This window comes from Streptomyces sp. NBC_00091 (assembly GCF_026343185.1).
Taxonomy (GTDB): domain Bacteria; phylum Actinomycetota; class Actinomycetes; order Streptomycetales; family Streptomycetaceae; genus Streptomyces.
Window position 1 is genome coordinate 5,184,748 of record NZ_JAPEMA010000001.1, and the last position, 15,458, is coordinate 5,200,205.

Consider the following 15,458-nt stretch of genomic DNA (forward strand, 5'->3'; position numbering starts at 1 on the left):
CAACGATCGTCCGCCAATGTGCAAGGATGGTGCATTACGGGCGGTATCACTCAGCTCGTAGGCTCACCCCCTGTACGTGGAGTGGCGCGGACCGCCTGCTCGGCGGTCCCCTCATGCCCAGACGGGCTCACCCCTGTCTGCCAACTGCTCCGGACCGCTGCGGTCGACGCCCGAACCGTCCCCATCCGCAGTGTCAAAGGAGTCCCCTCGTGCTCGATCAGGGCCAGGCACCCGCGCTCTCCAAGGAGACGCGCAAGCCCGTGAACCCGCTGATGCGGCGCAAGCCGGTCGAGCGGCTCGTCGCCGAGGGCGGCCAGGGCGAGGGCGGCTCGCTGCGCCGCTCGCTCACCATGTGGCAGCTGACGATGATCAGCATCGGCGCCACCCTGGGCACCGGCATCTTCGTCGTCCTCGGCACCGCCGCCCCCAAGGCCGGCCCCGCCGTGACGATCTCCTTCGTGATCGCGGGCCTGACCGCCCTGTTCTCGGCCCTGTCCTACGCCGAGCTGGCCGGCTCCGTGCCGGTCTCCGGCTCCTCGTACTCGTACGCGTACGCCACCATGGGCGAGCTCATAGCCTGGATCTGCGGCTGGTGCCTGGTCCTGGAGTACGCCGTCTCCGTCGCGGCCGTCGCCGTCGGCTGGGGCCAGTACGTCAACGAGTTCCTCGACGGGACCATCGGCGTCACCATCCCCGAGTCGGTCTCCGCACCGCTGGGCGAGGGCGGGTTCATCAACCTGCCGGCCCTGGTCGTCGTCCTGCTCTCGATGGTCTTCCTGATGCGCGGCGCCAAGGAGAGCGCCAGGGTCAACTCGATCATGGTCGCGGTGAAGATCGTCACCCTGCTGCTCTTCATCGGCATCGGCGTCATGGGCATCAAGGCCGGCAACTACACCCCGCTGGCCCCGCTCGGCATCACCGGCATCAGCGCCGCCGCCTCCACCCTCTTCTTCTCCTACATCGGCTTCGACGCCGCCTCCACCGCCGGTGAGGAGGCCAAGAACCCGAAGAAGGACCTGCCGCGCGCGATCATGCTCTCGCTGGCCATCGTCACCGTCCTCTACGTGCTCGTCGCCTTCGTCGCCGTCGGCGCCATGCCGTGGCAGGACTTCGAGGGCACCGAGGCCGCGCTCGCCCAGATCATGACCGACGTCACCGGCACCAGCGTCTGGGGCGTGGTCCTCGCCGCCGGCGCCGTCGTCGCGATCTTCTCCGTCGTCTTCGCCGTCCTCTACGGCCAGACCCGCATCCTCTTCGCGATGTCCCGCGACGGCCTCGTCCCCAAGGTCTTCGCCAAGGTCGACGAGAAGACCGGCGCCCCCCGCGCCAACGTGGTGATCGTCTCCCTCTTCTGCGGCGTCCTCGCGGCCTTCATTCCGCTGGGCAAGCTCGCCGACGCCACCAGCATCGGCACCCTCTTCGCCTTCGGCCTCGTCAACGTCGCCGTCGTCATCCTGCGCCGGACCCGCCCGGACATGCCGCGCACCTTCAAGGTGGCGCTCTTCCCCGTCACCCCGATCCTGGGCGTCATCGCCTGCGGCTACATGATGTTCAGCCTCGATATGGCCACGTGGATGGTCTTCGGTGGCTGGATGGCCGCGGGCCTCGTGTTCTACTTCCTGTACGGCATCCGCCGCTCCCGACTGGCCACGGAAGAAGTGGCCACAGCAGAGAAGTGATCCGCCCGCAGTGCGACTGAACGATCTCGACGAACGCATCGTGCACGCCCTCGCCGAGGACGCCCGCCGCTCCTACGCGGACATCGGCTCCGAGGTAGGGCTCTCCGCCCCCGCCGTGAAGCGGCGCGTGGACCGGCTGCGCGCCGAAGGCGCCATCACCGGCTTCACCGTCCGCGTGGACCCCGCCGCGATGGGCTGGGAGACCGAGGGCTTCATCGAGATCTACTGCCGCCACAACACCTCGCCGGACGACATCCGGCGAGGGCTGGAGCGGTACCCCGAGGTGGTGTCCGCGTCGACCGTCACCGGCGACGCGGACGCCCTCGTCCAGGTCTTCGCCTCCGACATGAGGCACTTCGAGCGCGTCCTGGAGCGCATCGCGGGCGAACCCTTCGTGGAGCGCACGAAGTCCGTACTCGTCCTCTCCCCCCTCCTGCGCCGCTTCACCTCCGGCGCGCCCGCCTGATCCGGGGCTCGTCAGACGGGCCTGTCAGACGGCCGTGTCAGGATCGGGCGCATGAAGATCCAGATCCCGCTGCCGGCCGACCCGCACACCTCGACCGTCTACACCGACTGGGCCCGCGCCCACGACCCCGGCGCCGAGCCGGCGGCCGTCGCGCTGTTCGACGAGGTCTGCGGCACGATCCACCGGGCCTACGAGAAGCCCGGCCGCTTCGTCGACGGCCTCGAGCGGCGGGTACGGGAGCTGGAACCGGCCCATCTGCCCTGGTTCTGGGACACCGTCGGCCACAAGCTCATCGGCTGGCACCTGCGCTCCGCCGCCCGCGCCTACGCCCTGGCCCGCAAGGCCGAGCGCACCCACCGCCTCCCCGTGGACCCCGACTGGCACCGGGCCAACGTGCTGCTGTTCGCCCGCGCCGGGGCCCTGCCCGCCACCGAGCTCAGCGGGCACCAGGCCTGGCTGGCCACCGCCCTGGAGCCCGGCCCGGCGCACGAGGAGTACGTACGCGTCCTGCACGCCTGGGCCGCGTCCCCCGGGGAACTCCCCGCCGACCTGGCCCGCCGCGTCCGGCTCTCGGCGCGCGCCGCCGGCCTGGACACCGCCGAGGAGGCCCGCGTACTGGGCCTCGTACTCGGCGCCGCGCGGGGCAAGGAGGTCCCCGACCGGCTGCTGGACGCCGCCGCGCCCCTGCTGGCCGCCCACCCTCCGGCGCAGGAGGTCGCGGCCCTGCTCCTCGACCTGTTCCCCGAGAGCCGCGGCGACGCCTCCTCCTGGCTGCGCCTGCTCCTCGGCTGCGGGGCGGCCGACGCCGCCGCGGCCGGGCGGATCGTCCCCGAGGGCGGCCTCACCGAATGGTTCTCCCGCTACGCCGGCCGCTACGCGCACGGCCGCCACGGCGGCGGCGTCATGCGCCAGCCCATGCCCGCCGAACTCTTCGGCCTGCTAGCCCTCTTCGCCCCCCGGCTACGCGCCTGCGAGGCCCCGCTGCGGCTGCACGAGGACCGCTACCGCTACCGGGGCCTGGACGCCGACCTCCTCGACGCCTGCCTCGCCGAAGGCATCGCCGTCGCGGACCCCGGGGTCGCCGTCGGGCTGGTGTTCTGGGACGGCCGTTCCCGGCGCGACCTCAAGGCCCTGGCCGCCGACCCGGTCTTCGGCCCCCGTCTGGAGGGCACCGTCCACTCCGCCCTGCGCGGCGGCGGCACCGCCATCAGCCGCCTCCCGCGCAACGCCGGCATCACCGCCGAGGTGCACGGCCGCGTCGAGAGCCTCCTCGCCGCCCTGCGCGGCGGCGGCCTCGCCGCGGCAGACGAGGCCGTCGACGAGCTCCGCACCCTCCTGGACCGGCCCACGGCCCGCGCCCTGGACGGCATCGACGAGGCCCTCGCCGAACCCGACCTGACCGGCCCGCTCGGCCGCGCCCTGCGCGCCGGACTGCCGGAGGAATACGGCTGGCCCGCCCTCGAAGACGCCGTCGCCGGCCTCGGCGGCCCCGCCGAGGTCACCGGCGTGACCTGCACCTGGCCCCTCCTGACCGTCTACGGGCCCGACCGGGCCGTCACCGTCGACCACGCGGGACCGCGCGCCTCCTGTGCCTTCCGGCTGCCCGAGGGCGCCGGCGGGCACACCGTGCACTACGTCGGCGGACAGTTCCTCGTCGCCTGGACCGACAGGTCCAACGGCTCCTTCGGCGAGCTCGCCTTCTGGTCCGACCGCCCCGACGAGGTCTTCGAGCCCGAGCAGAAGCTCGGCCTGCGCCGCTACGGCGGCATGATCCAGGGCGGCCTCGGCTACCACTTCGAGACCCCGGACGGCGGCGGACGCCACGAGGGCGGATTCGTCCTGCGGCCCGGCGGCCGCGAGGGAGTCGGCTCCTACGACTTCCAGATGACCGACGGCCGGCACCACTGGAGCACCGGCGGCCTCGGCTCCCGCGAAGTGCTCACCCGCGTCGACCCGCACACCGGCCGGGCCGGCACCGACACCACCCCGCCGGAGTTCCACACCCTGACCGGACTCCCGCCCGGCACGGAGCGCTTCGAGTACTCCTGCCAGACCCTCGCCGCCCTGCCCGCGGACGCCCCCGCCTCCCCGCTCGGCCAGGACGGCCGCCTCACCGGCTTCCGGGTCCTCAACCGCACCCCCTACAAGGGCCCCTCGCCCACCGAGTTCACGCTGGAGGGTGTCGACGGCCGCCGCGCCACCTACCGCAGCCGGCGCCTGGGCCGCAAGCCCTGGGCCGTCATCCGCATGCCCCAGGGCGGCGAGGAGGCGGTGCTCGTCGGCCAGGAGGCCGTCCGCTGCCACGCCGCCGAGGACAACTCCCTCCTGTGGCAGGTGCACGGTTTCCCCGGCTCCGACCGGCGCCGCACCCCCGGCTTCGGCGAGGGCGCCGGCCCCGTCCCGCCGCCCGCCTTCTGGCACTTCCTCACCCCGCGCTGCGAGACCTCCTCCAAGGCCCTGCGCGCCGTGGACGACACCGCCGTACGGGCCCTGCTCGAAGCCGCCGTCGGCGGAGACCCGGCCCCCGCCCTGCCCGGCCGCCTCGAACCGCGCATCGCCGACGGAGTCGACCGGGCCGCCCGGCTCGCCGCCGACGTCCTGCGCCGGCTGCGCGAACTCGCCCGGCGGGTAGCCGTGATGCGGGCCGCGCCGGTCGTCTCCCTGCGCACCGAAGTGACCGACTCCGTGCTCGCCCCCGCCCTGTACCACCTCGTCCCCTACCGCCACCGCCGCTACGACGAGCCCGCGCTCGCCCCGCAGCCCGCGCTGCTCACCGCCGTCGCCGCCGACGGGCGCCACCTGCGCGGCGAGATCGGCGACGAGGCCCGCGTCCTGGCCCGGCCCGCCGCCCCCGAGACCTGGGAGCCGCTGGTCGGCGGAATCGGCGCCGTCGCCTGGCGGGCCGCCGTCGCGACCACCCCCGACGAGGAGCGGACGGCGCTGGCCGCGCTGCTGGAGACCTGGAGCGGGCAGCCCTTCGCCGAGGCGGGTGGGAGCTGGCGTACCGGCCGGGCCCGGGAGGACGCGCTGGCCGCCTGCCGGGCCGCCGGGCACACCCTGGCCTCCGGCGCCGTCCGCGACGGCCTCGCCCGGTTCCTCCAGCGGGCCGCCGACCCCGCCCCCGAGGGCGCCGAGGACTGCGTGACCTCCACCGTCGAGGAGGATGACGCCGTACGCCTGCCCCGGCTGCTGGAACTGCTCGCCGAGCGGGGCCCGCTGGCGGTGGCGCCCGCCGCGCGGGAGGCCTTCGCACGGCTGACCGGGGTCCGGGGCCCCGTCGCGGCCCTGATCCTCGCCGGGTTCCCGGGCCGGGACAACCACCGCGAGCACCTCAAACTGCTCGCCTCCGCCCCGTTCAAGGCGAACAAGACCCTCGCCGAGGAGTACGGAGAGCTCTCGCGGCGGCTCGGCGACGCGGGCCGGCGGGCGGTCCTCGCCGCCGGCCTGCCGCAGGACGTGGCCGAGCTGTGGGAGCCGGACGGGACGATCCGGGCCGCCGAGCGGATGGCCGCCGTCTGGACGGGGCTGCTGGGCGCCGAGGAGTACGTGGACGAGGAGCTGGCCGCCGCCCTGGAGGCCGACCTGGGCCTGCCCCTGCCCTGGGCCCGGGCCCTGCCCGCCGGCCGCGCCCCCGCCGAGGCGCCCTTCGGGGAGGACGGCCTGGTCCTCGCCGGCACCCGCACGGGCGGGATCCACCTCCACCACGCGGGGCCGGACGGCGCCGCCGGGGACTGGGTGGACTCCCGGTGGCCCGCGCACCACCAGGCCGCCTCGGTGATCGCCTGGGCGCTGACCGAGCGGCCCGTCGGGGATCCGGCGGCCCGGGGCGCCCTCGGCCTGTACGGGAGGCTGCGGGCCCAGCTGGACGGCCCCGGCGCGCTCGTCCCCCTGGGCGGCTTCTTCGAGGAGCTGGCCGGCGTCGCGGAGACCGACCCGGCGTTCACCCCGTACGAGGGGACCGTCCTGCCCTGCCCGCAGCCGCTGTGGGAGGGGGCCGCCGGGACCTCCACGGTCCATGACGACGGGCTGTTCGTGGTGGCGGTGCCCAGCGGGGACAGCTTCCTGCGGCCGGCCGCCTTCGCCGACCCGGAGCGGATGGAGCGGGCCGAGCGGGTGGCCGCCACGGTGCGCGAGGGCTATCTGCTGACCGTCCTGCGCCGGCACCGGGACCTCCTCGACGGCCTCGCCCGGCTCGCCGCCCGCGCCGCCGACACCCCCGTGCCCGAGGGCGGCTACGAGGCGAACCCGGCGCTGAGCGCTCCCGAACTGGTCGCGGAGGTCGCGGAGGCCCTGGGCGTGGGCGCGGACGCCGCGGCCCTGTACCTCCAGCTGCTGGCCCTGGCCCGCCCGACGGACCGGTCCGTCCGCCGCTGGAACGGCTGGACGGCGGCCCGGCACAAGGCCGCCCAGGCGCAGCTGCTCGCCTCCGGCGCCGTGGAGAGCGACAAGCGGGCCCGCGCGGGACGCACGCTCTTCCTCCCGGACCAGTGGACGGAGCTGAAGGCCCCGCACCTCCCGGTGGAGCACGCCAAGCTGGCCGCCCATCTGGCGTCGGCCTCCGGTACGACGCTGCACGCGCCGCTCCTGCGCCTGCTCGCACCGCTGCCGCCGCACGAACTGTTCGCCCGGGCCTGGGCGGCGACCGGGCGGTAGAACGGGAGCGGGGCGCAGGCCCGACGACCGCTGATCTGCTGCGTGTTCATCGCCACGGCCGTCTGCCTCCGCCCCGGCTCCCGTTCCGCCGACGCTACGGGAGAGGCCCGTGGCACTCAATGAACCCCGTGTTAAACCGTGTTACGAGTGATCATCGGCCTCGGGGACCCGCAGGCCGATGAACACCGGCTCGCGGCGCAGGGTGAAGCCCATCGACTCGTACAGCCGGATGGCGTTGGTGTTGTCCGCCGCCGCGTGCAGGAAGGGGAGGTCGCCGCGCTCCCGGATCACGGCGGCCACCGCGCGGATCAGCCGCGCCGCCAGGCCCTGGCCGCGGTGGTCCGGGTGGGTGCACACCGCGCTGATCTCGGTCCAGCCCGGCGGCCGGATCCGCTCCCCGGCCATCGCCACGAGCCGGCCCTCGTGCCGGATCCCGAGGTACGTGCCCAGTTCGACGGTGCGGGGCAGGAAGGGGCCCGGCTCGGTCAGCTCCACCAGCGCCGTCATCTCCGCGACGTCGGCGGGGCCGAGCCGGACCGCCTCCGGCGCGGCCTCGGCCCGTACCGCCCGGCCGTCCAGCTGGACCCCGGGGATGGACAGCACCGTCTTCCAGTCGGGCGGCGGGGTGGGCAGGCCGGTCAGCCACACCTCCTGGCCGGGCCCGGCCAGCGCGGCCAGGTCCGCCCAGGCGGCGGGGTCGGCCGGGTCGGCGAGGGCGGCGAAGGGGTTCGCGTCCGGGACGTAGCGGGCGGCCCCGCGCCCGGAGTACTCGGCGAAGGCGCGGTGCGGGCCATTCAGGGCCGCCCACACCGGGTTGTCCAGCTGGGCGGCGGGGTTCTCGGTGGACATGCGGTGCGGGGTCCTTCCATGGGGGAACGGCGGCAGGCTATGCCCCGCCGGCCCCGGGAAGCAGCTGGTTTTCGCCGACACCGACGAGGCCACCCCCAGGGGACGCCCCGGCCGGGGAAAGGGCCCCGCGCAACGATTCGCCGTACATCGGTCAGAACGCGCAACGAATCGATGCGCCCAGCGCAACGCTCACGGCTTGTCCCGGTCGAACGCGCGAACGTACCGTTTTACGACCCCCACCCCACCTGTCACAGAGGTACGCCCATGCCCCCGCTGCGCACCGCACTCCTCCAGAGCTCCGGACGGCTCGGCGACACCGCCGAGAACCTGAAGCGGCTCGACGAGGCCGCGGCGCGCGCCGCACAGGGCGGGGCCGGGCTCCTCGTGACCTCGGAGATGTTCCTGACCGGCTACGCGCTGGAGGTCGAGGACATCGCGGGGCTCGCCGAACCGGCCGACGGCGAGTCCGCCCACGCCATCGGCGGGATCGCCCGCCGCCACGGGATCGCCGTCCTGTACGGCTACCCCGAGCGGGACGGCGACGCCGTCTACAACTCGGCGCAGCTGATCGGCCCCGACGGCACCCGGCTGGCGAACTACCGCAAGACCCACCTCTTCGGCTGCTTCGAGCAGGAGGCCTTCACCCCCGGGGACACCCCGGTGGTCCAGGCCGACCTGAACGGTCTCCGCGTCGGCATCATGATCTGCTACGACGTGGAGTTCCCCGAGAACGTCCGGGCCCACGCGCTCGCCGGGACCGACCTCCTCCTGGTCCCGACCGCGCAGATGCACCCGTTCCAGTTCGTCGCCGAACAGCTGGTACCCGTACGGGCCTTCGAGAACCAGATGTACATCGCGTACGTCAACCGGACCGGCCCCGAGGGTGAGTTCGAGTTCGTCGGCCTCAGCTGCCTCGCCAGCCCGGACGGGGTCACCCGCACCCGCGCCGGCCGCGCCGAGGAACTGGTGTACGGCGAGGTCGACCCCGAGCTGCTCAAGGCCTCGCGCGAGACCAATCCGTACCTGCGCGACCGCCGCCCGGGGCTCTACGCCTCCCTCGTCTAAGCCCCTCCCGCTCCGCCCTCCCCGCCCCGCCTGCTCAGCCGCAAGGAGACGTACCCCCATGACGTCCACGGTGCCCACCACCGCCGTCCCGCACAGCGACGGCCAGCCCCCGATCACCATGTTCGGGCCGGACTTCCCGTACGCCTACGACGACTTCCTCGCCAACCCGGCGGGCCTGGGCCAGATACCGGCGACCGAGCACGGCACCGAGGTCGCCGTCATCGGCGGCGGTCTGTCCGGCATCATCTCCGCCTACGAGCTGATGAAGATGGGCCTCAAGCCCGTCGTGTACGAGGCGGACCAGATCGGCGGCCGGCTGCGGACCGTCGGCTTCGAGGGCGCCGGCACCGAGGGCCTGACCGCGGAGATGGGCGCCATGCGCTTCCCGCCGTCCTCCACGGCCCTCCAGCACTACATCGACCTCGTCGGCCTGGTCACGGAGCCCTTCCCGAACCCGCTCGCCGAGTCCACCCCCTCCACGGTCGTGGACCTCAAGGGCGAGACGCACTACGCGGAGACCATCGCGGACCTCCCGCAGATCTACCGCGACGTGGCCTCCGCCTGGAACGCCTGCCTCGACGAGGGCGCCGACTTCTCCGACATGAACACCGCGATGCGCGAGCGGGACGTCCCGCGCATCCGCGAGATCTGGGCCAAGCTCGTCGAGAAGCTCGACGACGAGACCTTCTACGGCTTCCTCTGCAAGTCCGAGGCCTTCCAGTCCTTCCGCAAGCGCGAGATCTTCGGCCAGGTCGGCTTCGGCACCGGCGGCTGGGACACCGACTTCCCGAACTCCATCCTGGAGATCCTGCGCGTCGTCTACACCGAGGCGGACGACCACCACCGCGGCATCGTCGGCGGCTCGCAGCAGCTGCCGCTGCGCCTGTGGGAGCGCGAGCCCGAGAAGATCGTCCACTGGGCCCAGGGCACCTCGCTGTCCACCCTGCACGAGGGCACCCCGCGCCCGGCCGTGACCCGCCTGCACCGCACCGCGGGCAACCGGATCACCGTCACCGACGCCTCCGGCGACATCCGCACGTACCGCGCCGCGATCTTCACCGCGCAGTCCTGGATGCTCCTCTCCAAGATCGAGTGCGACGACACGCTCTTCCCGATCGACCACTGGACGGCGATCGAGCGCACCCACTACATGGAGTCGTCCAAGCTCTTCATCCCCGTCGACCGGCCGTTCTGGCTCGACAAGGACGAGGAGACGGGCCGCGACGTCATGTCGATGACCCTCACGGACCGCATGACCCGCGGCACCTACCTGCTGGACAACGGCCCGGACCAGCCGGCCGTCATCTGCCTCTCGTACACCTGGTGCGACGACAGCCTGAAGTGGCTGCCGCTGTCCGCGAACGAGCGGATGGAGGTCATGCTGAAGTCCCTCGGCGAGATCTACCCGAAGGTCGACATCCGCCGCCACATCATCGGCAACCCGGTGACCGTGTCCTGGGAGAACGAGCCCTACTTCATGGGCGCGTTCAAGGCCAACCTGCCGGGTCACTACCGCTACCAGCGGCGCCTGTTCACCCACTTCATGCAGGACCGCCTCCCCGAGGACAAGCGCGGCATCTTCCTCGCGGGCGACGACATCTCCTGGACGGCCGGCTGGGCCGAGGGTGCCGTCCAGACCGCCCTGAACGCGGTCTGGGGCGTCATGCACCACCTCGGCGGCTCCACGGACGCCACCAACCCCGGCCCGGGCGACGTCTACGACGAGATCGCCCCGGTGGAACTCCCCGAGGACTGATTTTTCACGCGCCGCTCGCGCGGCTCGGCGCCGGGGCGCCTCTCCGGCTTCGCGCCGCTGCGTCGGCCTCCGGCCATCGGTTGCCGGGCGGGGCCGCGGGCCGGGCTGGGGTCGGTTGTCCGTCTGCGGGTGGTGGCCGCTGCGCGGGGCGCGGCTCACTACACGGCGCTCCGCGCCCGCGCCTCAATCGCCGGCGAGGCTGGATCTTTCAGCCTCGCCGGCGATTGAGGCGCGGGGTCCGGGGCAAACGCCCCGGGGAACGGGCGAAGGGCGGGTAGGGGACCTCGCCCCGCGCAGCGCACCGGCCGCGCCGGCGTCACCAGACGGCCGCGCAGCCCCGCCCGGTGGGCCTCCGGCCCGTCGGGGTCAGCAGGCAGCGGCCCACCAGGCCCACGCCCGCGTCGAGGGACTCCGCGAACTCCTCCGCCAGGTCGGGGGAGCGGCGCAGGGTCCAGAGCAGGCGGGCCGAGGCCCAGGCGCCCGCGCGGGCGCGCTCCAGGCTCCAGGAGCCGAGCAGGTGGGTCAGCGGATCGGCGATCTCCAGCAGGTCCGGGCCCGGCATCAGGTCCTCCCGGATGCGTTCCTCCAGGGAGACCAGGGTGTCGCCGACCTGGTGGAAGTCGGCTTCGAGGGCCGCCGGAGGGCAGTTCAGCACGCGGCAGGTGGACACCACCGCCAGGGCCAGGTCGTGCCCGATGTGGGCGTTGATCCCGGCCAGCGCGTGCTGGAGCGGGCGCACGCCCGGGTGGCGGCGGTACTGGAGCAGCGGACGCCAGCAGGCCGGGGCCCGCTCCGCCTCCACCGCCGTCAGGTAGCGCTCCGCGAACCGGACGGCCAGCGTCTCGGCCCGTCGCGGCGCCGGGAACTCCCCGTGCCCGATCCGCCCGTGCAGGGTCTGCGTCACGGTCATGTACACGCGGTTGAAGACGGCCACACCGTCCTGCGCGGGGAGCCGCTCGTCCAGGGCGCGCATCCGCGCGAGTACCGCTTCCATGACAGGCAGCGTCCCAGCCGGGACGGCCCGCGTGGGGAACTTGGCCGTGCGCTTCGCCGGTTCGGGCGAAACCCCGTCAACCCCGCTTGTCGCCCTCGGCGTCGTAGGCCGAGGTGCCGGCGTCGAGCAGGGGCTCCTGCTGCTTCAGGTGCGCGGGGGCGAAGTAGCGCAGCGCGTGGTACCCGGTGATCACCACGATCGTGCCGAGCGCGATGCCGCCCAGTTCGAAGCTGTCGGTGAACTGCAGCTTCACCCCGCCGACACCGATGATGATGCCCGCCGCGGCCGGCACCAGGTTCAGCGGATTGCGCAGGTCCACCCGGCCGTTCAGCCAGATCTGCGCGCCGAGCAGGCCGATCATGCCGTACAGGATCACGGTGATGCCGCCCAGCACCCCGCCGGGGATCGCGGCGACGACGGCGCCGAACTTCGGGCACAGGCCGAAGAGCAGCGCGAAACCGGCCGCCGCCCAGTAGGCCGCCGTGGAGTAGACCCGGGTGGCGGCCATGACCCCGATGTTCTCGGAGTACGTGGTGTTCGGCGGGCCGCCGACCGCCGTGGACAGCATGGACGCCGCTCCGTCGGCGGCGATGGCGGTGCCGAGCTTGTCGTCGAGCGGGTCGCCGGTCATCTCGCCGACGGCCTTGATGTGCCCGGCGTTCTCGGCGATCAGCGCGATCACCACCGGCAGCGCGATCAGGATCGCCGACCACTCGAAGGACGGCGCGTGGAAGGACGGCAGCCCGATCCAGTCGGCCTTGGCCACGCCGGAGAGGTCCAGCCGCCAGTGGTCCACGGCCTCGGGCCCGCCCACCGTGGAGTGGATCTTGCCGAAGACCAGGTCGAACACCCCGGAGATCGCGTACCCGAAGACCAGGCCCAGGAAGATCGCGATGCGCGACCAGAAGCCGCGCAGGCACACCACGGCCAGCCCGGTGAACAGCATGGTCAGCAGCGCCGTCCACTGGTCCTGCGGCCAGTACGTCGAGGCCGTCACCGGCGCCAGGTTGAAGCCGATCAGCATCACGACCGCGCCCGTCACCACCGGCGGCATCGCCGCGTGGATGATCCGCGCCCCGAACCGCTGGACGGCCAGACCCGCCAGGAACAGCGCCGCGCCGACCACGAACACGGCGCCCGTGACCACCCCGCTGTCCCCGCCGCCCGCCCGGATCGCGGCCGCGACGCCCACGAAGGAGAGCGAGCAGCCCAGGTAGGAGGGGACCCGGCCGCGCGTCGCGAGCAGGAAGACGGCCGTCGCGATGCCCGACATCATGATCGCCAGGTTCGGGTCCAGGCCCATGAGGACCGGAGCCACGAAGCTCGCCCCGAACATCGCCACGACGTGCTGGGCGCCGAGCCCGGCGGTGCGCGGCCACGACAGCCGCTCGTCCGGCCGTACCACCGCGCCGGGGGCGGGGGTCCGCCCGTCTCCGTGCAGGGTCCAGCGCACGCCGAAGCCCATGTCCCACCACTTCCGTTCCGTCGGCCGATCCAGGATCCTGGCCGCCTGCCGGTCGATCACCGCAGCGGGCCAGCGGTTATATTACGGCCGGATAGGGGCAGGTTCGTCCCGATTGGCGGGATCCCCCGCGCCCGGCACCGGCTCCGGCCGCAGGACGCCCGCCGCCGCGGTCAGTACGCAGGCCAGCAGGGTCACCAGCCCGAACGATGCCACCAGCGAGCTCGCGTCCGCCACCGCGCCGATCGCCGACGGGGCGATCAGCCCCGAGGTGTACGTGATCGTCGCCACCCCGGCGATGGCCTGCGCCGGAGCCGGACCGCTGCGCGCCGCCGCCGCGAAGGCCAGGGGCACCACCACCGCGATGCCGAGCCCGATCATCGCGAAGCCCGCCATGGCCGCGGCCGGATGCCGCACGCCGACCACCACCAGCCCGCCCGCGACGGCCAGCACCCCGCCCGCCCGCACCGTGCGCACCGCCCCGAACCGGTCGACCACCCGGTCCCCGGCCAGCCGTGCCAGGGCCATGGTCAGCGCGAAGGCGGTCGTGGAGGCGGCCGCCGGGCCCGCGCCCGTGCCCAGCACGTCCCGCAGGAACACCCCCGACCAGTCCAGGCTCGCGCCCTCGGCGAAGACCGCGCAGAAGCCCACCCCGCCGATCAGCAGGGCCGTCCTCGGGGGCCGGGCGAAGCGCGGGGGAGCCGGCTCCTCGCGCCCGCCCCGCAGGTCCAGCACCCCGCGTACGGCGAGCAGCCCGGCCGCCGTCAGGGCCGCAGCGGCGATCAGGTGGTGCAGCCGGGCGTCGGCGCCCGCGTGCGCGGCGGCCGTACCGGCGGCCGAGCCGAGCAGCGCGCCCACGCTCCACATGCCGTGCAGCGAGGACATGACGGAACGGCCGAGCCGGTTCTCGGTCTCCACCCCGAGGGCGTTCATCGCCACGTCCGACATGCCGGCGGTGGCTCCGTAGACGAGGAGCGCGCAGCACAGCGCCGGCAGGTTCGGGGCGAGACCCGGCAGGATCAGGGACAGGGTCCACAGGGCGAGCAGGCCGCGCAGGGCGGCGCGGGCGCCGTAGCGGTGGCTGATCCGCCCGGCCAGCGGCATCGCGAGGGCCGCGCCCAGGGCGGGAAAGGCGAGGGCCAGGCCCAGGGTGCCCGCGCCGAGCTGGGCGTGCTCCTGGATCCAGGGGATGCGGGTGGCGAAGGAGCCGGTGACCGCGCCGTGGACGCAGAAGACGGCGGCGATCGCGAAGCGGGCATGGCGCAGGCGCGCCGGGCTGAGGTCGGGTTCCCGGGTCATGGACGGTAAACTATCAGGGAGCCTGCCTGATAGTTAATGGTCTTTCCCCCTAAGATGGGCGCCGTGACCCCTGCCAAGGTGCTGACCCCCGCCGCCGCGTCGGCCGCGCCGTCCCCCGCCTCGCCGAGCACGGCGCGGGCCATCAACGACCGCCTCGCGCTCGAACTCCTCCAGGAGGAGGGTCCCCTGACGGCGGCCCAGCTCAAGCGGCTCACCGGGCTGTCCCGCCCCTCCGTCGCCGACCTCGTCGAACGGCTCGGCGAGGCCGGGCTGATCGAGGTCGTGGGGGAGTCCGGCGAGCAGCGGCGCGGCCCGAACGCCCGCCTCTACGGGATCGTCGCCCGGCGGGCCCACCTGGCCGCCCTGGACGTACGCACCGACAGCGCGACCGCCGTCGTCACCGACCTGCTCGGGCGGCCCCTGGCACGGGCGGCCCTGCCCGTCGACGCCGTGGGCGAGGCGGTGGACCGGCTGGAGGAGCTGACCCGCGAGGCGGGCGCGGACGCGCTGCACACCGTGGTCGTCGGCGCGCCGGGCCTGGTCGCCCCGGCCAGCGGGGAACTGGGGAACACCGGCGGCCTGCCCGCCTGGCACCGGGACCTCGTGGCCGCCCTCCAGCGGCGGCTGCCGGCCAGGGTGGTGGTGGAGAACGAGACCAACCTGGCGGCCCTGGCCGAGCAGCGCGTCGGCGCCGCCCGGGACCTGGACTCCTTCGTACTGCTCTGGCTCGGCGCGGGGGTCGGCGCCGCCGTGGTCCTGGACGGGCGGCTGCGCCGGGGCGCCTCCGGCGGGGCCGGCGAGATCGGCTTCCTGCCGGTACCCGGCACCGCCGGGCTGCCCTCCGCCACCGACTGCGGCGGCGGCTTCCACGCCCTGGCCGGCCGCGCGGCGGTGGCCGCCCTGGCGGCCGGGCACGGTTTCACCGGGCCCGTGGAGGAGGCCGTCGCCGGCGCCGCCGGGGAACCCTTCCTGGACGCCCTCGCGGAGCGGCTCGCCCTCGGCGCGGCGGCCGTCGCAGCCGTCCTGGACCCGGGCTGCGTGGTCCTCGGCGGGGAACTGGGCCGCGCGGGCGGTCCCGCCCTGGCCGCCCGCGTCGCCCGCCGCCTCACCACCCTGACCCCCGTCCCGACCGCGGTCCGCGCCACCGCCCTGGGCGGCCCGGCCGTCCTGGAGGGCGCCCGCCTGGCCGCCCGCGAGGCCGCCCAGGCCGACCTGTTCGGGGGCTGACGGGGCCC

Annotated in this window: 10 protein-coding genes; 6 read left to right on the forward strand and 4 right to left on the reverse strand. The window is 74.3% G+C overall.

From position 1 onward, the window contains the following. The first annotated feature begins 272 nt into the window (after positions 1–272). From OOK34_RS23975 to OOK34_RS23985, 3 genes are read left to right on the forward strand one after another with little or no spacing between them, the layout of a single operon-like run. Positions 273–1,679, forward strand: coding sequence for an amino acid permease (locus OOK34_RS23975; protein ID WP_267036887.1), 1,407 nt, complete (start codon positions 273–275; stop codon positions 1,677–1,679). Positions 1,680–1,689: 10 nt separating this feature from the next. Continuing rightward, positions 1,690–2,145: an Lrp/AsnC family transcriptional regulator gene (locus tag OOK34_RS23980; RefSeq protein ID WP_007262967.1), complete on the forward strand. Its 456-nt coding sequence runs from the start codon at positions 1,690–1,692 to the stop codon at positions 2,143–2,145. Between the two features lie 51 nt (positions 2,146–2,196). Continuing rightward, positions 2,197–6,798, forward strand: a complete 4,602-nt coding sequence (locus OOK34_RS23985; protein WP_267035911.1) for a hypothetical protein — start codon at positions 2,197–2,199, stop codon at positions 6,796–6,798. Between the two features lie 141 nt (positions 6,799–6,939). On the opposite strand, the gene OOK34_RS23990 is transcribed toward OOK34_RS23985, so the two are convergent. Then, on the reverse strand, positions 6,940–7,647 hold the full coding sequence (locus OOK34_RS23990) for a GNAT family N-acetyltransferase (protein WP_267035912.1): 708 nt from the start codon (positions 7,645–7,647) through the stop codon (positions 6,940–6,942). A gap of 264 nt (positions 7,648–7,911) precedes the next feature. Here OOK34_RS23990 and OOK34_RS23995 point away from each other — a divergent pair, with 264 nt between their 5' ends. Both OOK34_RS23995 and OOK34_RS24000 read left to right on the forward strand, forming a co-directional pair. After that, the gene (locus OOK34_RS23995) at positions 7,912–8,712 is read left to right on the forward strand and encodes a carbon-nitrogen hydrolase family protein (RefSeq protein WP_267035913.1); all 801 of its coding nucleotides are present in this window, start codon (positions 7,912–7,914) and stop codon (positions 8,710–8,712) included. A gap of 58 nt (positions 8,713–8,770) precedes the next feature. Then, positions 8,771–10,468, forward strand: coding sequence for an NAD(P)/FAD-dependent oxidoreductase (locus tag OOK34_RS24000; RefSeq protein ID WP_267035914.1), 1,698 nt, complete (start codon positions 8,771–8,773; stop codon positions 10,466–10,468). Between the two features lie 316 nt (positions 10,469–10,784). Here OOK34_RS24000 and OOK34_RS24005 read toward each other — a convergent pair whose 3' ends face one another. The 3 genes from OOK34_RS24005 to OOK34_RS24015 form a co-directional block, all read right to left on the reverse strand. Beyond that, entirely contained in the window at positions 10,785–11,462 is a 678-nt protein-coding gene (locus tag OOK34_RS24005) for a DUF5995 family protein (RefSeq protein ID WP_267035915.1), read from the reverse strand. Between the two features lie 76 nt (positions 11,463–11,538). Then, positions 11,539–12,927, reverse strand: a complete 1,389-nt coding sequence (locus tag OOK34_RS24010; RefSeq protein WP_267035916.1) for a uracil-xanthine permease family protein — start codon at positions 12,925–12,927, stop codon at positions 11,539–11,541. Positions 12,928–13,008: 81 nt separating this feature from the next. Then, positions 13,009–14,223: an MFS transporter gene (locus OOK34_RS24015; protein WP_267035917.1), complete on the reverse strand. Its 1,215-nt coding sequence runs from the start codon at positions 14,221–14,223 to the stop codon at positions 13,009–13,011. Positions 14,224–14,277: 54 nt separating this feature from the next. On the opposite strand from OOK34_RS24015, the gene OOK34_RS24020 reads away from it, so the two are divergent. Then, the gene (locus OOK34_RS24020; protein ID WP_267035918.1) at positions 14,278–15,450 is read left to right on the forward strand and encodes an ROK family transcriptional regulator; all 1,173 of its coding nucleotides are present in this window, start codon (positions 14,278–14,280) and stop codon (positions 15,448–15,450) included. Positions 15,451–15,458 lie beyond the last annotated feature (8 nt).

Bases quoted from the DNA above. Each gene is read 5' to 3' on its own strand.
- OOK34_RS23975 (WP_267036887.1), top strand. From the start codon at position 273: ATGCGGCGCAAGCCGGTCGAGCGGCTCGTCGCCGAGGGCGGCCAGGGC.
- OOK34_RS23985 (WP_267035911.1), top strand. From the start codon at position 2,197: ATGAAGATCCAGATCCCGCTGCCGGCCGACCCGCACACCTCGACCGTC.
- OOK34_RS23990 (WP_267035912.1), bottom strand. From the start codon at position 7,647: ATGTCCACCGAGAACCCCGCCGCCCAGCTGGACAACCCGGTGTGGGCG.
- OOK34_RS23995 (WP_267035913.1), top strand. From the start codon at position 7,912: ATGCCCCCGCTGCGCACCGCACTCCTCCAGAGCTCCGGACGGCTCGGC.
- OOK34_RS24000 (WP_267035914.1), top strand. From the start codon at position 8,771: ATGACGTCCACGGTGCCCACCACCGCCGTCCCGCACAGCGACGGCCAG.
- OOK34_RS24005 (WP_267035915.1), bottom strand. From the start codon at position 11,462: ATGGAAGCGGTACTCGCGCGGATGCGCGCCCTGGACGAGCGGCTCCCC.
- OOK34_RS24010 (WP_267035916.1), bottom strand. From the start codon at position 12,927: ATGGGCTTCGGCGTGCGCTGGACCCTGCACGGAGACGGGCGGACCCCC.
- OOK34_RS24015 (WP_267035917.1), bottom strand. From the start codon at position 14,223: ATGACCCGGGAACCCGACCTCAGCCCGGCGCGCCTGCGCCATGCCCGC.
- OOK34_RS24020 (WP_267035918.1), top strand. From the start codon at position 14,278: ATGGGCGCCGTGACCCCTGCCAAGGTGCTGACCCCCGCCGCCGCGTCG.